We start from the raw sequence: 18,730 nt of genomic DNA, 5'->3' as shown, positions 1-18,730 counted from the left end.
AGATCCGTTCGATGCGTGTCGCGGCCGCGTCGCAGCGGCCGCCAGGCGAATGCCGCGTTACTTCGCGTCGTCGCACGGCTTCAGCGTGGCGGCGACCGCCTGCGCGACGCCTTCGAGCCGCGCGGCGTCCGCCGCGATCATGTCGTTGTCCGGCGCATGCTCGCCGCCGGCGGTGAGCGCGGCCACGCAGCGCTTGTAGGTCTCGTCGAGCGCTTCGAAGTTCGACACGGCCATCCCGAGGTTGCGCATCCGGCCGTCGTGCACGCCGTACACGAGCCCGTGCACGGTGAGCGACTGGCCGCGGGCCCACGCGTCGTTGACGATCGTCGTGCGGCACACGTTGACGACCTGCTCGATCGCGTTCAGCTCGATCAGGCGGCGATAGCGCGCTTCGCCGACCGGCCAGTCGTCGAGCAGGTCCGCATGGCGCTCACGCACGTCCTGCACGTGATGCAGCCAGTTGTCCGCGAGGCCGACGCGCCGGTTGAGCAGCGCCGCGTTCACGCCCGAGCAGCCGTAGTGGCCGACGACCATGATGTGCTTCACGCGCAGGATGTCGACCGCGAACTGGATCACCGACAGGCAGTTCAGGTCGCTGTGCACGACGACGTTCGCGATGTTGCGGTGCACGAATACTTCGCCCGGCGGCAGGCCGATGATCTGGTTTGCGGGCACGCGCGAATCCGAACAGCCGATCCACAGGTATTCCGGCGCCTGCTGGTCGGCGAGGCGCGCGAAGAACTGCGGATCGTCCTCGAGCTTGCGCTTGACCCAGGCTTCGTTGTTGTCGAACAGATGTGAAAGCGGATTGTCTTGGGTATTCATCGGTGTGGCTTCCGTTGGCGGAAATCGGGTCGATATCGGTTCGGTGTCACCGGCGTCAGGCAGCGCGCTGCGCGTTGCCTTCGCCGTCGTTCTGGTCCGACGCGCCGAAGCGCGCAGGGTAGCGCACGCTGAAGCGCAGCGCCGCGTCGTACGGGTAAAAATCGGGCAATTCGCCCTGCATCAGCTTGTCCTTGCTCGCCTGCCACAGCGCGGGATCGAAAAAGTCCGCGTGATGCTTCATGAACACGCTGCGCACGCGCGGGTCGCCGAGCAGGAACGGTCCGTAGGTCTCCGGAAAGATGTCGTGCGGGCCGACGGTATACCACGGTTCGCCGGACAGCTCGTCTTCCTCGTTGCGCGGCGGCGGCACGCGGCGCACGTTGCAGTCGGTCAGGTACTCGATCTCGTCGTAGTCGTAGAACACGACGCGGCCGTGGCGCGTGACGCCGAAGTTCTTGTACAGCATGTCGCCGGGGAAGATGTTCGCCTTCATCAGCTCCTTCACCGCGTTGCCGTATTCCTTCACGCCGTGCTCGACGTCCGCGTCGCTGCCGTTCTGCAGGTACAGGTTCAGCGGCGTCATCCGGCGCTCGATGTACAGGTGCCTGATCACGAGGTTGTCGTCCTCGTATTCGAGCAGCGACGGCACTTCCTTCTCGAGCTCGCGCACGAGCGCGTGGTCGAGCCGTGCGAGCGGCAGCGCGACGCTCGAATATTCGAGCGTGTCGGCCATCCGCCCGAGGCGGTCGTGGCGCTTCACGAGCTGGTACTTCTCCATGATCTGCGCGCGCGTCGTTTCCTTCGGCGGCGGGAAGTGATCCTTGATGATCTTGAACACGTACGGGAACGACGGCAGCGTGAACACGAGCATCACGAGGCCCTTGATCCCGGGCGCGATGATGAAGCGGTCGCTCGAATGCGACAGATGGTGCAGCAGGTCGCGGTAGAACAGGTTCTTGCCCTGCTTCTGCAGGCCGACCGACGTGTAGATCTCGGCCTTCGGCTTGCCCGGCATGATCGTGCACAGGAAGTCGACGTACGCGGACGGCACGCCCATGTCGACGAGGAAGTACGAGTGCGAGAAGCTGAAGATGATCTGCAGCAGGTCGCGGCGCAGCAGCACCGTGTCGAGCGCGAGCACGCCCGGCCGCACGTGGCGGATCGGCACCGCGAACGGCAGCACGCGGTCGGCGTTGATGATGCGGCCGATGATGTACGCGCTCTTGTTGCGGAAGAACAGCGACGACAGCACGTGGATCTGGAAATTCGGCGCTTCGTCGAAGTGGCCGAACTCGTCGTCGATCGCCTGCATCACGCAACCGATGTCGCGCGGGAGATCCTCGAACGCCGGTTCGAGCTGGAAGTTCGTGACGATGCGCTCGAGCGTGGTGGCGAGCCCGTCGGTGCCCGGATAGTACGCGCGGTAGGTGGGCTTTGCGGCCGGCTCGTCGTTCTCCAGGTACTCGGTCGAGATCGCCGGGCGCACGAAGATGAAATCGTTGCTGAAGTACGAGCGGTGCAGGATCTTGCAGCACACCGAATTGAAGAAGGTTTCCGCGCACTCGGGCTGGCGGTGCGACGTGAGCAGGCCGATGTAGTGCAGCTTGATCTGCTGCCACACTTCGTCGTCGATGTTCTCCGCGTCGTATTCGTCTTCCAGCACCTCGACGCATTCCTGCACGCGATCGTCGTACGACGTGATCCGCTCGCGCGCGAGCCGCTGCAGCCCGTGCCAGTCGCCATGCTCGTACAGCGTCTTCGCCTCGACCGCCGCTTCACGGAAGATCCGGTAGTGGCGATCGAAGTATTCGAGCATCGTCTGCGCGACGTCGAAACCGATCTGCGACGACAGCAGTTTGGGGAAGTGATTCATCGCGTGCAGGCTCGTTCGGGAGGGGCTGTAAGCACTCGCCATTTTAGCGCCCAAGTCGGCGTTTCAATGACTTTCGGGGTGACGCGCCAACGGTCGGCAATCGGCGCGTTGTTCACCGTTGCGTACCGTTCGGTGCATCTTCGCGTAAAGATACGGGTACGGGACCGATTCTGGCACGAACTTTTTTTGACCGCCCGGCGGCGGCCGGGCACGCGTTTCGTGCGACGGCGATAGAATCGACGCAACGCCCGCCGTGCCCGCTGCCGGCGCGCATTCGCACCGATAACGACGAGACACCCCACCGATGAACGCACTGGAACACCAACTCGACTACCCCTTCGCCGACACGCTGCCCGCCGCGGGCGACACGTTCGAGGTTGCGCCCGGCGTGCGCTGGCTGCGCATGCCGCTGCCGTTCTCGCTCGACCACATCAACCTGTGGCTGCTGCGCGACGAGATCGACGGGCAGGCCGGCTGGACGATCGTCGATTGCGGGATCTCGTCGGACGCGATCCGCACGCACTGGGAGCAGATCTTCGACACGCATCTCGACGGCCTGCCGGTGCTGCGCGTGCTCGTCACGCACTGCCACCCCGATCACTTCGGCCTCGCGAACTGGCTGTGCGAAGGCGGCGACCAGGGTCGCTGGAACGTGCGGCTGTGGATGACGCTCGGCGAATACATGTTCGGCTGCCTGATGGCGGCCGGCAACGGCTCGAACGCGGGCGGCGCGGCGGCCGCCGACCACTTCGCGCGCCACGGGCTGACCGATCCGGCCGCGCTCGACAAGCTGCGCAACCGCCGCAACTATTACTCGGATCTCGTGCCGGCCGTGCCGCCGCGCTACCGGCGCCTGCGCGAAGGCGACGCGGTGACGATCGGCGCGCGCACCTGGCGCGTCGTCACCGGCTTCGGCCATTCGCCTGAACATTGCGCGCTGCACAGCGACGCGGACGGTGTGCTGATTTCCGGCGACATGGTGCTGCCGCGCATCTCGACGAACGTGTCCGTGTTCGACCTCGAGCCGGAAGGGAACCCGCTCGCGCTGTACCTGCAGTCGCTCGGCCGCTACGAGACGATGGCGCCCGACACGCTCGTGCTGCCGTCGCACGGCAAGCCGTTCCGCGGCGTGCGCACGCGCATCGCGCAACTGCGCGAACACCACGACGCGCGGCTCGCGGAAGTGCGCGTCGCGTGCGCGGAGAAGCCGATGAGCGCAGCCGACATCGTGCCGGTCATGTTCCGCCGCCGCGAGCTCGACATCCACCAGATGACGTTCGCGCTCGGCGAGGCGCTCGCGCACCTGAACCTGCTGTGGCTCGCGGGCGAACTCGTGCGCGAGCAGGGCGACGACGGCGTGCTGCGGTTCCGCACCGCCGGCTGAGCGCGCTGCGTCGTCCTTACACGACGGGTTCGTAGCGCCACCCGTCGTGATGCCATTGCATCGTGTGCGTCGGTTCGAGCGCCGCGAGAAACGCGGGGTCGTGCGATGCGACGACGATCGCGCCCGGGAAGCCGGCCAGCGCCGCTTCGATCGCGCGCACCGATTCGAGGTCGAGGTGATTGGTCGGCTCGTCGAGCAGCAACAGCTGCGCGGGCGTGCCGCGCCACAACGCGCACGCGAGCGCGGCCTTCAGCCGTTCGCCGCCGCTCAGCTGCCGGGCGGCCTGCGTCGCGCGTGTTGCGTCGAGCTGCAACAACGCGAGACGGCTGCGCAGGTCGCCTTCGGCAAGCGGCGTATCGAGCAGCCCCAACTGTTCGACGATCGAGCGCTCGGGATCGAGCAGCGCGAGGCGCTGGTCGAGATACGCGGCGCTCACGTGTGTCGTGCATTCCCCCGAACGCGGCGCGAGTTCGCCCGCGAGCATCCTCAGCAATGTCGATTTGCCGCAGCCGTTCGGGCCCGTCAGCGCGATGCGCACTGCGCCGCTCGCGGACCACGTGATTGCGTCGGCGTTGCCCGCGACGTGCCACGGCAGTTGCGCGCGGTCGAGCGTGAACAGCTGGCGCCGTGCGCTGACTTCGGTGCCCGGCAGCGACACGAGCACGGGTGCCTCGGCTTCGACGCGCGCGGCCGCCTGCTGCACGCGTTCGTCGAGCGCCGTCTTGAACGTGTCCTGATGACGCCGCACATGGCCCATGATGCTGCGCGCCGCGCCCTTGCGGCTCTGGCGCGCCATCGACGACAGGTTGGCCGTCTTCGCGTCGCGCAGCGACGCGGCCGCGTGGCGCTGGATCGTGTCGTGTTCCTGTTCGAGCCTGCGCCGCACGCGTCCGCGCTCGGTGCGCGCATGGTCGAGCGCGGCGTGCGCCGCATCCTGTTCCGCGTCGCGCTGCGCGCGGTAGAGCGCGTAATTGCCGCCATACGAGCGCGCCCCGTGCGGCGTCAGCTCGACGATGCGTTGCACGCCGGCGAGCAGCGCACGGTCGTGGCTCACGATCACGACGCCGCCGCGCCAGCCGTCGAGCGCCGCCTGCAGCCACGCGCGGCCCGGCGCGTCGAGATGGTTGGTCGGTTCGTCGAGCACGAGCAAGCCGGCACCGGACAGCAGCGCGCCGATCAGCGCGACGCGTGCGAGCTGGCCGCCGCTCAGCGCGTGCGCGGGTGTGCCGGCGTGCACGTCGTGCAGGCCGGCTGCGTCGAGCGCGGTGCGCAGCCGCTCCGCGAGATCCCAGCGATCGCCGATCAGGTCGAAGTCGTGTGGCGCCGCGCGGCCATTCGCAAGACGCGCGAGCGCGCCGAGCGGCGCATCGAGCGCGGCGACCTGCGCGACGGTTCGGGGGCCGGCCGCGTCGTCGTCATGCTGCTGCGCGACGTAGACGACGGGCGTATGCCGCTCGATCGTCCCCGCGCTCGGTGCGCAGCGACCCGCGATCAGTTGCGCGAGCAGGCTCTTGCCGATGCCGTTGCGGCCGACGATACCGGTCGGCGTGCGATCGATGGACAGGTCGAGCGAATCGAACAGCGTGATGCCGTCGTCGAAGCGGAAGGAAACGTGATGAAGCGCGACGAGCGCGCCGGTGGGCGTGGCTGCAGCCATAAGCACCTCCAAAAATGCGTGAAGACCTTCGCGCGCGGCGTGCGTGGCACGGGCGGCGAAAACATTTCGGGAAGGCTTAGTTGTTCACTTTGGCTGGCGTCCGGTATGAGGAACAGGCGCGCAGTGTAGCAAGCGAAACGCGCGGGCCGCAAGCGGGCGGCGCGAACGCCGTCGCTTGCGCGCCACGCACGGTTACTGCACGGCGACCGTCGTGAAGTTCTGGCGTCCGAACGGACTCACGTGATAGCCGCTCACGTTCGTGCGCGTCAGTGCCGCGGCGGTCGGGTAGCCGAGCGGGATCCACAGCGCCTGGTCGTGAATGATCTTCTGCGCCGATTCGTACAGCTTCGCGCGCTTCGCCTGGTCGGCGGTCGACTTGCCGTCGGCGATCAGCTTGTCGAGCTGCGCATCGCAGAAGCGCGCGAAGTTGATGCCCGATTTCACCGCGTTGCAGCTGAACAGCGGCGACAGATAGTTGTCCGGATCGCCGTTGTCGCCGGCCCAGCCCATGAACAGCATGTCATGCTGGCCGAGCTTCGCCTGCTTGATCAGCTCGCCCCATTCGATCACTTTCACTTCGGCCTTCACGCCGATCTTCGCGAGGTCGGCCTGCAGCAGTTCCGCGCCGACCTTCGGGTTCGGGTTCAGCACGCTGCCGGTCGGGCGCGTCCAGATCGTCGTCGAGAAGCCGTTCGGGAAGCCGGCCTGCGCGAGCAGCTGCTTCGCCTTCGCGGGATCGTACGCATACGGCGCGATGTCCTTCGCGTAGCTCCACGTGTTCGGCGGATACGGGTTGTTCGCGGCCGTCGCAGTGTTGTCGAACACGACCTTCAGGTAGGTCGCGCGGTCGAACGCGAGGTTCAGCGCTTCGCGCACCTTGTCATTGTCGAGCGGCTTCTTCTGCGTGTTCAGCGCGACGAACGCGGTCATGAACGCGGGCGTCTGCACGACCTTCAGCGCGCTTTCGCCCTTTGCGGCGAGCACGTCCTGCGGCTTCGGCGACAGCGCGATCTGGCATTCGCCGGCCTTCACCTTCTGCAGGCGCACCGACGGGTCGGGCGTGATCGCGTAGATCAGCCGGTCGACCTTCGGCTTCGTGCCCCAGTACGTCGGGTTCACGTCGTAACGGATCAGCGCGTCCTTCGTATAGCTCTTCAGCACGAACGGGCCGGTGCCGACCGGTTTCGCGTTCAGGTCGGCCTGCTTGCCAGCCTTCAGCAGCTGGTCCGCGTATTCGGCCGAGTAGATCGACGCGAAGCCCATCGTCAGGATCGGCACGAAGGTCGCGTTCGGCTCGTTCAGCACGAATTTCACCGTGCTGTCGTCGACCTTCGTGACCGACTTCACGAGCTTCACGAGGCCCATCGATTGCGCATGCGGGAAGCCGCTCGCGCCGGCGACCTTGTGCCACGGGTTCGAATCGTCGAGCATGCGCGTGAACGTGAACACGACGTCGTCCGCGTCGAGCGCACGGCCCGGCTTGAAATAGTCGGTGGTCTGGAACGCGACGTTCGGGCGCAGGTGGAACGTGTACGTGAGGCCGTCGGCGCTCGCTTCCCATTTGTCGGCGAGCGCGGGCACGACCTTCTTCGCGGCTTCGTCGTAGGACACGAGCGTGTTGAAGATCACGTCGGCCGACGCGTTGGTCGTGACGAGCGAGTTGTACTGCACGACGTCGAAGCCGTCCGGGCTCGATTCCGTGCAGACGGTGAGCGGCTTGGCGGCGGCGAGGCCGGGGGCGGCAAGGGCGGCGGCAACGGCGGCCGCGGCGAACAGCTTGACGTGCATAGGATCTCCCACGTGGCTTGTGTTTTTTGCTGGGTGACGGGATGCGGGCGCGGCCCGGAAGCGGGCAGGGCCGGCGCGGCTGGCGAATAGCATACCGTCAAAGCGCGCGACGCGTGGAAAAAGGCGACGGAACGCGGCGAATTGACCGAAAAACGGCTGCGTTCGCGACGGAACGGGTGTTGATGCGGCGGAAGGTGCGGCGGGGGCGGGAGAGCCGGCGGGCGGAGCGGGGGATGGGGTGGTGAAGCTGCAACGGAAGGCGACGCGGAACCGACGCGGAACCGGCGCGGAACCGACGCGGAACCGACGCGGAACCGACGCAGAACCGACGCAGAACCGACGCGTCACGGCGCGACGATACGGCCCGGCGCACGTCGCGCGAGGCCGCTTCGGCGGATCGTCAGTGCGCGCCGGCCTTCGGCTTGCGCGGCGCCTTTTCGAACAGGCGGTCGTACAGCCAGCGTGGCAGCACGTGCAACACCTTCGCGACAACGCCCATCTGCCACGGAATCACGCGGAACGCGTGCTGCCGCGCGATCGCGCGCGCCGCGCGTGCGGCGAAGCGGTCGGCGTCCATCAGGAACGGCATCCGGTACGGGTTGTGCGCGGTCATCGGCGTGCGGATGTAGCCGGGCGCGATCGTCACGACGCCGACGCCGGCCGGACGCAGCTCGACGCGCAGCGATTCGAGATACTTGATCGCGGCCGATTTCGACGCGCTGTACGCGCCGGAGCCGGGCAGGCCGCGCACGCCGGCGACGCTCGCGACACCGACCAGCGTGCCGTGGCGCGTGGCCGTCATCGGGCCGACGAACGGCTCGAACGTCGCGACCATCCCGTAGTAGTTGATGTCCATCACGTCGCGGAACGTCGCGAGATCGCCCTGGCCCGTGACGGCGCCCTGGCTGATGCCCGCGTTCGCGATCACGACGTCGGGGCAGCCGTGCGTCGCGATGAACGACGCGGCGGCCGTCGCGAGCGCGTCGGCGTCGCGCACGTCGGCGGAATAGACGGAGATGGTCAGCTTGGGGAATCGCCGCGCGAACGCCTCGAGTGCATCGGTGCGTCGCGCGACGAGGGCGAGCGTGGCGCCCTGGCGGGCGTATTCCTCGGCCATCGCGAGGCCGAGGCCGCTCGACGCACCGGTGATGAAGACCTTCAGTGGAGTAGTCATGCCGGTGCGCGGACGGGGATCAGAGCTTCTTGTCCTGAACCTGCTTCACGAGGAAGTCGAGCACCTGGGCCGTGCCCGGGATGCTGTTCGTGTAAGCGGGGCCCGTCTTGTACTTGCCATTGACGACGACCGTCGGCACGCCGTCGATCGCGTAGTCCTTCAGCAGCTTGGCCGACTGGTTCACCTCGCCCTGCACGCTGAACGAGTTGTACGCGTCCATGAACTGCTTCTTGTCGACGCCCTGCGTGGCCAGGAAGTCGGCCTGCGCCTGCGGCGTCAGCAGGTAGTTCTTCTGCTTGTGGATCGCGTTGAAGATCGCCGGCGTGACCTTCTCGGAGATGCCGAGCGCGGACACCGCGTAGTACAGCTTCGAGTGCGGGACGAAATCGTCACGGAATGCGACCGGCACGCGCTTGAAGTCGATGTTGTTGCCCTGCTTCTTCACCCAGGCCTCGATCGTCGGCTCGAATTCGTAGCAGTGCGGGCAGCCGTACCAGAAGAACTCGATCACCTCGACCTTGCCGGCCGGCGCGGACGCCGGCTGCGGCGACTTCATCACCTCGAAGTCCTTGCCGGCGACCGGTGCGGCGGGCGAAGCCTGGGCGAGACCGGCGGCCAGGCCCAGGGACAGAAGGAGCGTGCTAAGCAGTTTTTTCATGTTGTGAACGTCGAATCAGTTGCTCGGGTTACGGAACGTAACGGGTTCTGCGTGGGCTCGGCCGGTTGGCTTACTGCTTCGTGAAGCGGATCACCGCCGTGTCGACACCTGCATCGGACAGGCGCTGACGGGCCGAGTTCATATCCTCGAATTTCGAGAACGGGCCGACGCGTACACGGAAATAGGTCACGCCGCTGACGTCGCGCTTCGACACCTTCGACTCGAAGCCCTGGAAGCCGAGGCGCGCGCGCTGCTGCTCGGCGTCGCCTTCGGTCTTGTACGCACCCACTTGCAGGAAGTAGCCGGTGTTCGCGTCGGCCGCGGTCGGCGGCTTCGCTGCGGCTGCGGCCGTGGCCGACGACGTCGGCTTCGGCGTGTTCGCGGCCAGCTGCTGTTGCTGCTGCTTTTGTGCGGCAGCCTGCTGCGCCTGCTTCTGCGCGGCGAAGCGGGCGAGGTCGTCCTCGCCGCCTTGCTGCTGTTGCTGCGCCTGTTGGGTCTTCTTCGGCGGCGGCGGGGTGTCAGCCGGCTTCGGTGCGACGGCGACGCCATTGCCCGACGACGGATTGTTCGACGCGGTCGTGTTGTTCGAGCTGCCGGTGTTGTTCGAACCGCTCGACCCGTTGGCCGACGGCGGCACTTCGACGATCTGCGGTTCGGGCAGCAGGCCGCCCTGGGTCTGGTTCGCGGCCTGGCCGGGCGCGGTGTTCGGCGGGGCGGGCTGTGCGGCCTGCGGTACCGGCTGACCAGGCGTCTTGCCCTGCAGCGCGCGGTTCGGGTCGAACTGCTGCGGCTGGCTCGCGCCGTTGTCGGCCGGCGGCGGCGCGACCTTCGACACGAACGGCGACGGCGAGCGCGTGATGTAGAGCGCCACCACCACGGCGATCGCGAGGCCGACGATCAGGCCCAACACGATTCCAAGAAATGTCCCTCCGGCTTGTTTCGATTGCTTCGAAGTTCGGCGTGGTTGTGCCATTGCTTGAGTCACCTGCAAAAAGAATCGTGAAAGGGCCGTGGCAGGCGCTTCTGCCACGGCCATTCGCTGCCCGGTTCGGGCCGCTTACATCCTTACATCTTGGCGGGCGCGGACACGCCGAGCACCGCCAGACCGTTTTCGAGCACCTGCCGGGTCGCGGCGAGGAGCGCGGCGCGCGCATTGCGCGGCGCTTCGTCGTCGACCAGCACGCGCTCCGCATTGTAGAACGAGTGGAATTCGCCAGCGAGATCGCGCAGGTAGAACGCGACCGCGTGCGGCGAAAGCTCGTTCGCTGCGTGCGTGAGCATGTCCGGATACTCGGCCAGCTTCTGCATCAGCGACGCCGCCTGCGTGCTCGTCAGCTGCGACAGGTCGGCGCCCGGCAGTTGCGAGACGTCGACGTTGTAGCGCGACTTCAGCTCGTTGAGCACCGAACAGATCCGCGCATGCGCGTACTGGACGTAATAGACCGGGTTTTCGTCGTTCTGTTTCAACGCGAGGTCGATGTCGAACACGAACTCGGTATCGGCCTTGCGCGAAATCAGGAAGAAACGCACCGCGTCGCGGCCGCGCGTGATGGTCGCCTCGTCGATCAGGTCGGGGGCCGCTTCCTGGCCCGCCGCTGCGCCGCCCGACCATTCGATCAGGTCGCGCACCGTCACGTAGCTGCCCGCGCGCTTCGAGATCTTCACTTCCTGGCCGTCGCGCATCACGGTAACCATCTTGTGCAGCACGTAGTCGGGATAGCCCTTCGGGATCCCGATGTGCAGCCCCTGCAGGCCGGCGCGCACACGCGCGATCGTGCCGTGGTGGTCCGAGCCCTGGATGTTGATCACCTTCGTGAAGCCGCGCTCCCACTTCGTCACGTGGTACGCGACGTCCGGCACGAAGTACGTGTACGTGCCGTCCGACTTGCGCATCACGCGATCCTTGTCGTCGCCTTCGTCGGTCGTGCGCAGCCACAGCGCGCCGTCCTGCTCGTAGGTCATGCCGGCCTTGATCAGCGCGTCGACCGTCTTCTCGACGCGGCCTTCGCTGTACAGCGACGACTCGAGGTAATACTGGTCGAATTTCACGCCGAACGCCTGCAAGTCCATGTCCTGCTCGCGACGCAGGTACGTGACCGCGAACTTGCGGATCGCGTCGAGATCCTCGACGTCGCCCGTGCCCTTCACCGGCTCGCCGTCCGATGCGGCGACCGTTTCGCCGCTCAGGAAGTCGCGCGCGATGTCGGCGATGTATTCGCCGTTGTACGCGGCTTCCGGCCAGCCCGCGTCGCCCGGCTTCAGGCCGCGTGCGCGCGCCTGCGTCGAGATCGCGAGGTTGCCGATCTGCACGCCTGCGTCGTTGTAGTAGAACTCGCGGTGCACCGCGTAGCCCTGGCTCGCGATGACGTTCGCGAGCACGTCGCCGAGCGCGGCCTGGCGGCCGTGGCCGACGTGCAGCGGGCCGGTCGGGTTCGCCGACACGAATTCGAGCAACACCTGCTTGCCTTTCTCGCGATCCGACGTGCCGAACGCGCGGCCCTGGTCGAACACGGCGGCGATCACCGCCTGCTTCGCGGCGGCCGACAGGCGCAGGTTGATGAAGCCGGGGCCGGCGATCTCGGCGGCTTCGACGAGGCCTTGCGCGGCCGGCTGCGCGATGAGCGCGGCGACGATCTGATCGGCGAGCTGGCGCGGGTTCGTGCCGAGCGGCTTGGCGAGCTGCATCGCGACGTTGCACGCGACGTCGCCGTGCGCGGCGACCTTCGGGCGCTCCAGCGTGATGGTCGGGGCGACGGACGCGCCGTCGGCGCCTTTCAGCGCGTGTGCGACCTGCTTGACGCTATCCGCGAGCAGGGCTTCGAGGGTCTGTTTGTGTGCTGGCAGCATGCTGGTAGAAGGCTTCGTTGGTGGCGGCCGGAAACGCCGGCCCGCCGGCGCGCTTTTTAAGCGCGCGTTTCAGGGATCGCAGAATTTTAACAGGTGCTAATATGCCGCTCAGGCGGCCCGCGTCCGCGAGGCCGGACGCCGGTCTGCCGGCGTTCCCCAACCGCGCCGCGCAGGCACAACAAGATGAAAAGGGAATTGTCATGATTACGTTCAAGAGCAAGGCGGCACAGGATCTCGACGTGCTGAAGGATTTCGCCGTGTATGTGCTGGGTCTCGTCGGCAAGCAGCTGGGCGAGCGCGGTGTGATTACGCACGATGAGCTGGACCACGCGATCGCCAAGCTGGAAGGCGCCGTCGCGCAGGCGAAGCAGGAGCGCGCCGAGCATGCCGGCCATTTCCACGAGGACGAAGCCGACCACGCGCACCACGAAGTGCCGCCGAGCCTGGCCCAGCGCGTCGCGCCGTTCCTCACGATGCTGCGCGAAGCGAAGGCCGGCGAGGCCGACGTGCACTGGGGCTTCTGAGCGTCCTTGCCTGGCAACACGACAGATTGGCCAGACAAGAAAAAGCCCGCTTTCGAGCGGGCTTTTTCTTTTGTCTGACCAAACGAAGGCGGGCCGCTGGCCGCCCGTTCGCGTCGCTCAGAGCTGCGGCGCGAGCGCGCGTCGCGCGTCGTCGAGCGACAGCGCCATGCGCTGCGCGTAGTCCTCGAGCTGATCCTGCCCGATTTTGCCGACCGAGAAATAGCGGCTGTCCGGATGCGCGAGGTAGAAGCCCGACACACTCGCGGCCGGCAGCATCGCCAGCGAGTCGGTCACGCTCATGCCGATCTCGTCCGCGCGCAGCACGTCGAACATGTCGCGCTTCACGAGGTGGTCGGGGCAGGCCGGGTAGCCGGGCGCCGGGCGGATGCCCGCGTACTTCTCCGCGATCAGCGCGTCGTTGTCGAGCGTCTCGCCGCTCGCATAGCCCCACAGCTCGCGCCGCACGCGTGCATGCATCGCTTCGGCGAACGCTTCGGCGAAGCGGTCGGCAAGCGCCTTCAGCATGATCGCGCTGTAGTCGTCGTGGTCGGCTTCGAACTGCTTTTCCTTCACGTCGACACCCAGGCCGGCCGTCACCGCGAACATCCCGATGTAGTCGGCCACGCCCGATTCCTTCGGCGCGATGAAGTCGGCGAGCGAGCGGTTCGGCCGCATCACCCCGTCGACCACCGGGCGCACGCTCTGCTGGCGCAGGTTGCGCCACGTGAGCAGCACTTCCGAGCGCGACTCGTCGCTGTAGATCTCGATGTCGTCGTCGTTGACGGTATTCGCCGGCAGCAGCGAGATCACGCCGCTCGCGGTCAACCAGCGGCCCTGGATCAGGCGCGCGAGCATCGACTTCGCGTCGGAGAACACACGCCGCGCCGATTCGCCGACGATCTCGTCGTTCAGGATCGCCGGGTACGGGCCCGCGAGGTCCCAGGTCTGGAAGAACGGACCCCAGTCGATGTAGTTCGCGAGTTCGCTCAGGTCGTAGTTCTTGAACACGCGGCGGCCGATGAATTTCGGCTTCACCGGCGTATAGCCGGCCCAGTCGACCTTCGTCTTGTTCGCGCGCGCCTGCTCGAGCGTGACCATCGGCTGCGCCTTGCGGTTCGCGTGCTGGTCGCGGATGCGTTCGTAGTCGGACTTCAGCTCGTCGAGGTATTTCGCCGCGCCTTCGTCGGACAGCAGGTTCGACGCGACCGACACCGAGCGCGATGCGTCGGGCACGTAGACGACCGGACCTTCGTAGTGCGGCGCGATCTTCACGGCCGTGTGCACGCGCGACGTCGTCGCGCCGCCGATCAGCAGCGGAATCTTCTTCACGCGGAAGTAGTCGTCGCGCTGCATTTCGGATGCGACGTACGCCATTTCCTCGAGGCTCGGCGTGATGAGGCCCGACAGCCCGATGATGTCCGCGCCCTCGACCTTCGCCTTCGCGAGGATCTCGTTGCACGGGACCATCACGCCCATGTTGACCACTTCGAAGTTGTTGCACTGGAGCACGACCGACACGATGTTCTTGCCGATGTCGTGCACGTCGCCCTTCACGGTCGCGATGACGATCTTGCCCTTCGCGCGCACGTCGCCGCCCGCTTCCGCGAGCAGGCGCTTTTCTTCCTCGATGAACGGAATCAGGTGCGCGACGGCCTGCTTCATCACGCGCGCCGATTTCACGACCTGCGGCAGGAACATCTTGCCCTGGCCGAACAGGTCGCCGACGATGTTCATCCCGTCCATCAGCGGGCCTTCGATCACGTTGATCGGACGGCCGCCGGCCGCGTCGATCTTCGCGCGCACTTCTTCGGTGTCCTCGACGATGAAGGTCGTGATGCCGTGCACCAGTGCGTGCGAGAGCCGCTTCTCGACCGGCTGGTTGCGCCACTCGAGGTTCTCTTCCTTTTTCGCGCCCCCCGCCTTGAACTTGTCGGCGATCTCGAGCAGGCGGTCGGTGGAATCGTCGCGGCGGTTCAGGATCACGTCCTCGACGCGCTCGCGCAGCTCGGCGTCGAGATCGGCGTACACGCCGAGCTGGCCCGCGTTCACGATGCCCATGTCCATCCCGGCCTGGATCGCGTGATACAGGAACACGGTGTGGATCGCCTCGCGCACCGGGTCGTTGCCGCGGAACGAGAACGACACGTTCGACACGCCGCCGCTCACCTTCGCGTACGGCAGGTTCTGCTTGATCCAGCGGGTCGCCTCGATGAAGTCGACCGCGTAGTTGTTGTGCTCCTCGATGCCCGTCGCGACCGCGAAGATGTTCGGGTCGAAGATGATGTCTTCCGGCGGGAAGCCGACTTCGTTCACGAGGAAGTCGTACGAGCGCTTGCAGATCTCGGTCTTGCGTTCGTACGTGTCGGCCTGGCCCGTTTCGTCGAACGCCATCACGACGGCGGCTGCGCCGTAGCGGCGGATCAGGTTCGCGTGGTGGCGGAACGCGTCCTCGCCTTCCTTCAGCGAGATCGAGTTCACGATCGCCTTGCCCTGCACGCACTTGAGGCCGGCCTCGATGACTTCCCACTTCGACGAGTCGATCATGATCGGCACGCGCGCGATGTCCGGCTCCGATGCGATCAGGTTCAGGAAGCGCACCATCGCCGCCTTCGAATCGAGCATCGCCTCGTCCATGTTGATGTCGATCACCTGCGCGCCGTTCTCGACCTGCTGGCGCGCGACGGCGAGCGCCTCGTCGAACTGGCCGTTGAGGATCATCCGTGCGAACGCCTTCGAGCCGGTGACGTTGGTGCGTTCGCCGACGTTGATGAAGAGCGTCCCGGACGTGACGTTGAACGGCTCGAGGCCGGCAAGGCGCATCATGTGATCGGTCATGGCGGTGCGAATTCTGGTGATGAAGGGCGTGGGGACGGTCGGGTCAGGCGTTGTCGCTGTACTGGTTCGGCCAGCGGCGCGGCTTCACGTCGGCGAGCGCCTTCGCGATTTCGGCGATGTGTTCGGGCGTCGTGCCGCAGCAGCCGCCCGCGAGGTTCACGAGCCCGGCCTGCGCGAATTCCTTCAGCAGGCCCGACGTGACGTCCGGCGTTTCGTCGAAGCCCGTGTCGCTCATCGGGTTCGGCAGGCCCGCGTTCGGGTAGCACGACACGTAGGTGTCGCACAGTTTCGCCAGCTCGGCGATGTACGGGCGCATCAGCGCCGCGCCGAGTGCGCAGTTCAGGCCGAACGTGAGCGGCTTCGCGTGACGCAGCGAATTCCAGAATGCCTCGACGGTCTGGCCCGACAGGATCCGGCCCGACGCATCGGTGACGGTGCCCGAGATCATGATCGGCAGGCGTTCGCCGGTGTCCTCGAACAGCTCGTCGAGTGCGAACAGCGCGGCCTTCGCGTTCAGCGTGTCGAAGATCGTCTCGACGAGGAACAGGTCGACGCCGCCGTCGAGCAATGCCTTCGCCTGCTGGTAATACGACGTGCGCAGCTCGTCGAACGTGACGTTGCGCGCGCCCGGATCGTTGACGTCCGGCGAGATGCTCGCCGTCTTCGGCGTCGGCCCGATCGCGCCCGCGACGAAGCGCGGCTTGGCCGGCGTCGCGTATTTCGCGGCGGCTTCGCGTGCGAGCTTCGCCGATTCGATGTTCATCTCGACGACGAGATCTTCCATCCCGTAGTCGGCCTGCGCGACGGTCGTCGCGCCGAACGTGTTGGTTTCGACGATGTCGGCGCCGGCCGCGAAATACTGGTCGTGGATCTCGCGGATGATCTGCGGCTGCGTGAGCGACAGCAGCTCGTTGTTGCCCTTGATGTCGCGCGGGAAATCCTTGAAGCGCTTGCCGCGATACGCAGCTTCGTCGAGCTTGTAGCGCTGGATCATCGTGCCCATCGCGCCGTCGAGGATCAGGATGCGCGATTTCAGCAGCGCGGGCAGGGCGGCGCCGCGCGTGTAGGGCGCGTCGAGCGGGGCGGAAGCGGCGAGAGGAGTCGCAGACATGGGCGAAAGACCGGCGAAGACGGGAAAACCGCCATTGTAGCCGGTGCGCCTGGGTGCCGCCCGGCCTTGCGCGGCGCCGGGCGGCGCGCCAAATGAAAACCCCCGCCGGCGAACCGGGCGGGGGCAGGATCGGAGTGCTCGCGGCGCCGCGTCGCTGCGCGGCGAATGGCCCGGCCGCGCGAGGCGCCGGGCCGCGGGTCGTCAGTGCAGCACGACGGGCATCATCATCAGGCTGTCGAATTGTCCGAGGAATTCGTCGACTTCGTCGAGCGACGGCTCATCCTCGATCAGCTGCTTCACGTGCGCGCGGAATCGTTCGGCAAGTTCGCCGTCGATGAAGATCTCGCGCTGCGCGTTCTTGTCGACGATTTCGTAGCCACCGGCATTCATCAGGTGATGGCCGGCCTGCGGCGCAAATTCGACGACGCAGTAGTTGGGGCTGTTGTAGATCATTTGCATGGCGGCACTCCTCTTCGCAGTGGCATCTGGCCTTGTTGTCCCCTAGGTGGGGCGGGCCTTGCCGGTTTCAAGGGGCTTGCGCTGCACACCCCGTTCCCGTTTGCTGGGGTGTATCGGTTAGAAGCCGATGTCTATGAAACGTTTCTTATTGTCTGCCGGTGGACGGAAATAGTTGTTAAAGAGTGTCATCGGCCATTTCGACGAAATCTGTAATCGGTCGAATTTGCCGATCCGTGCGCGTTCACTGTGTGACAGCCGACGATGCAGGCGGTTGCCCGCTCGCCGGCGGCGCGGGTTGCGCCGGTTCCGTCGGCGGTGCGGACGTTGCATCGGGTGGCGTTGCGCCGGCGGGCGCGTTCGTTGCGCCGCCTGTCGGCGCGGTGTCGGCAGGCACATCCGGTGCCGCGAGCCGACCATGCCATAGTAGCTCGATCTGCGCACCGTTCGGCTCGGTTTGCACGAGCCGCGCGGGCAGCCAGCCGAGCGACGGCGCGAGCCACATGTCGATGCGGCGCGTGTCGCCGTCGCGGCGCGGCAGGCGCATGAAGTGCCGCGCGTCGATGATGCCGGTCTGCGTCTGCACCTGCTCGTCGCCGATCACGGTGATCGGCCAGGTCTCGCCGCTGTTGTTGTCGATCACGAAGAACTGCTGCGTGACGCCCGGCTGGTACGCGGCAGGGTTGCCGCGCACGAGCCCCGACAACTGCATCAGCATGCTGAAGCGGTCCTGCACGCCGTCGGGCAGCGGTGCGTTGTTCGGCGTGCGCGTGAACACGACCTGGCGGATCTCGCGATTGAAGATCGCGATGTCTTCCGGCCGTTTGCCGCGCTTCTCGACGTACCGGTCGGGCGCGACGCCGAACGCGTCGATGCGGCCTTCGCTGCGATAGGTGAACGGGCCGACGAACGGCACCGGCATCGACACCGACAGGTCGTAGGTGTGCCCGTCGGTGCGCCAGCGGATCGTGCCGATCATGTTCTGCATGCCGTTGTAGAACGTGTCGTACTGCAGGTCGCCGGACGGCGGCGCGGCGAACTTCACGCCATGCGTCGCGGGGCCGGGCGTTGCGGCGCTGCTGGCGCCGGCGGCCGATGCGGCGTGCGCATCCGACGCGCCCGATGCGCCCGGTACGCCGCTCGCAGCGGAGGCGGCGGCCGGCGGTTCGCCGCGCTCGGCCGTCTGCGTTGCCGTGAGGACCGGCTCGGGCGACGGTGCGGGCTTCGGCGCGGCCGCCCCGGGCGCAGCCGGCGCGGGGGCGGCCGGATGCTCGACGGGCTTCGGCGCGCTCTGGCGCTCGATCGGTTGCGGCTTCAGCAGCTCGATCTGCACGGGGATCTCGGCGGGCGGCGGCGGCGTGAACGATTCCCGATTGCGCATCAGCCAGAACGCGGCGAGCGCGTGCAGCACCAGCACGACGACGAGCGCAATGCCCACGCGCAGCCAGCGGCGGGGCAGGGCGTGACTCGGGCGGATGTCGGCAGGCTGCATGGGCATCGGAACAGGATCGGGGCGGTCGCGTGACGTCGGGCGCGCAAGCGCGCCACAGGAATCGGACCGTCGGATGCGCTACGCGTTCGCGATGCGTGACACGGGG

14 protein-coding genes are annotated in these 18,730 nt (G+C 66.9%); 2 read left to right on the top strand and 12 right to left on the bottom strand.

The window, feature by feature from the left end; genetic code table 11:
* Window positions 1-57: 57 nt before the first annotated feature.
* Both can and aceK read right to left on the bottom strand, forming a co-directional pair.
* Window positions 58-825, bottom strand: a complete 768-nt coding sequence (gene can / locus ACWMMN_RS15560) for a carbonate dehydratase (protein ID WP_059233062.1) — start codon at window positions 823-825, stop codon at window positions 58-60.
* A 55-nt stretch (window positions 826-880) separates the two neighbouring features.
* Window positions 881-2,698 (bottom strand): bifunctional isocitrate dehydrogenase kinase/phosphatase, encoded by a 1,818-nt coding sequence (gene aceK, locus ACWMMN_RS15555; RefSeq protein WP_174994221.1) that lies wholly within the window; start codon window positions 2,696-2,698, stop codon window positions 881-883.
* A gap of 304 nt (window positions 2,699-3,002) precedes the next feature.
* Here aceK and ACWMMN_RS15550 point away from each other — a divergent pair, with 304 nt between their 5' ends.
* Window positions 3,003-4,082, top strand: a complete 1,080-nt coding sequence (locus ACWMMN_RS15550; RefSeq protein WP_256085312.1) for an MBL fold metallo-hydrolase — start codon at window positions 3,003-3,005, stop codon at window positions 4,080-4,082.
* 16 nt (window positions 4,083-4,098) lie between these two features.
* Here ACWMMN_RS15550 and ACWMMN_RS15545 read toward each other — a convergent pair whose 3' ends face one another.
* From ACWMMN_RS15545 to argS, 6 genes are all read right to left on the bottom strand, one after another.
* On the bottom strand, window positions 4,099-5,739 hold the full coding sequence (locus ACWMMN_RS15545; protein WP_340624512.1) for an ABC-F family ATP-binding cassette domain-containing protein: 1,641 nt from the start codon (window positions 5,737-5,739) through the stop codon (window positions 4,099-4,101).
* 192 nt (window positions 5,740-5,931) lie between these two features.
* The gene (locus ACWMMN_RS15540) at window positions 5,932-7,527 is read right to left on the bottom strand and encodes an ABC transporter substrate-binding protein (RefSeq protein ID WP_256085310.1); all 1,596 of its coding nucleotides are present in this window, start codon (window positions 7,525-7,527) and stop codon (window positions 5,932-5,934) included.
* Window positions 7,528-7,927: 400 nt separating this feature from the next.
* The gene (locus ACWMMN_RS15535) at window positions 7,928-8,701 is read right to left on the bottom strand and encodes an SDR family oxidoreductase (protein ID WP_059233067.1); all 774 of its coding nucleotides are present in this window, start codon (window positions 8,699-8,701) and stop codon (window positions 7,928-7,930) included.
* Between the two features lie 19 nt (window positions 8,702-8,720).
* Window positions 8,721-9,359, bottom strand: coding sequence for a thiol:disulfide interchange protein DsbA/DsbL (locus ACWMMN_RS15530; RefSeq protein WP_059233068.1), 639 nt, complete (start codon window positions 9,357-9,359; stop codon window positions 8,721-8,723).
* Between the two features lie 70 nt (window positions 9,360-9,429).
* Window positions 9,430-10,332, bottom strand: coding sequence for an SPOR domain-containing protein (locus tag ACWMMN_RS15525; RefSeq protein WP_059233069.1), 903 nt, complete (start codon window positions 10,330-10,332; stop codon window positions 9,430-9,432).
* A 92-nt stretch (window positions 10,333-10,424) separates the two neighbouring features.
* Complete coding sequence (gene argS, locus ACWMMN_RS15520; protein WP_342703004.1) at window positions 10,425-12,206, bottom strand: arginine--tRNA ligase; 1,782 nt, start codon at window positions 12,204-12,206, stop codon at window positions 10,425-10,427.
* A gap of 200 nt (window positions 12,207-12,406) precedes the next feature.
* Here argS and ACWMMN_RS15515 point away from each other — a divergent pair, with 200 nt between their 5' ends.
* Window positions 12,407-12,730: a DUF1840 domain-containing protein gene (locus ACWMMN_RS15515; RefSeq protein ID WP_011353361.1), complete on the top strand. Its 324-nt coding sequence runs from the start codon at window positions 12,407-12,409 to the stop codon at window positions 12,728-12,730.
* Window positions 12,731-12,847: 117 nt separating this feature from the next.
* Here the strand turns inward: ACWMMN_RS15515 and metH are convergent, their stop codons facing one another.
* From metH to ACWMMN_RS15495, 4 genes are all read right to left on the bottom strand, one after another.
* Window positions 12,848-15,565, bottom strand: a complete 2,718-nt coding sequence (metH, locus tag ACWMMN_RS15510; RefSeq protein WP_059233071.1) for a methionine synthase — start codon at window positions 15,563-15,565, stop codon at window positions 12,848-12,850.
* A gap of 43 nt (window positions 15,566-15,608) precedes the next feature.
* Window positions 15,609-16,676 carry a homocysteine S-methyltransferase family protein gene (locus ACWMMN_RS15505; protein WP_256085309.1) on the bottom strand — a complete coding sequence of 356 codons (1,068 nt, stop codon included), beginning with the start codon at window positions 16,674-16,676 and terminating at the stop codon, window positions 15,609-15,611.
* A gap of 201 nt (window positions 16,677-16,877) precedes the next feature.
* Entirely contained in the window at window positions 16,878-17,135 is a 258-nt protein-coding gene (locus tag ACWMMN_RS15500; protein ID WP_006477667.1) for a BTH_I0359 family protein, read from the bottom strand.
* Between the two features lie 241 nt (window positions 17,136-17,376).
* On the bottom strand, window positions 17,377-18,630 hold the full coding sequence (locus ACWMMN_RS15495) for a DUF3108 domain-containing protein (RefSeq protein WP_486422829.1): 1,254 nt from the start codon (window positions 18,628-18,630) through the stop codon (window positions 17,377-17,379).
* Between the last annotated feature and the right edge of the window lie 100 nt (window positions 18,631-18,730).

It is taken from the genome of Burkholderia cepacia complex sp. TUM26381 (assembly GCF_057439935.1).
The sequence above is the reverse complement of the archived record's forward strand: the minus strand, read 5'-3'. Positions and strand labels throughout refer to the sequence as shown.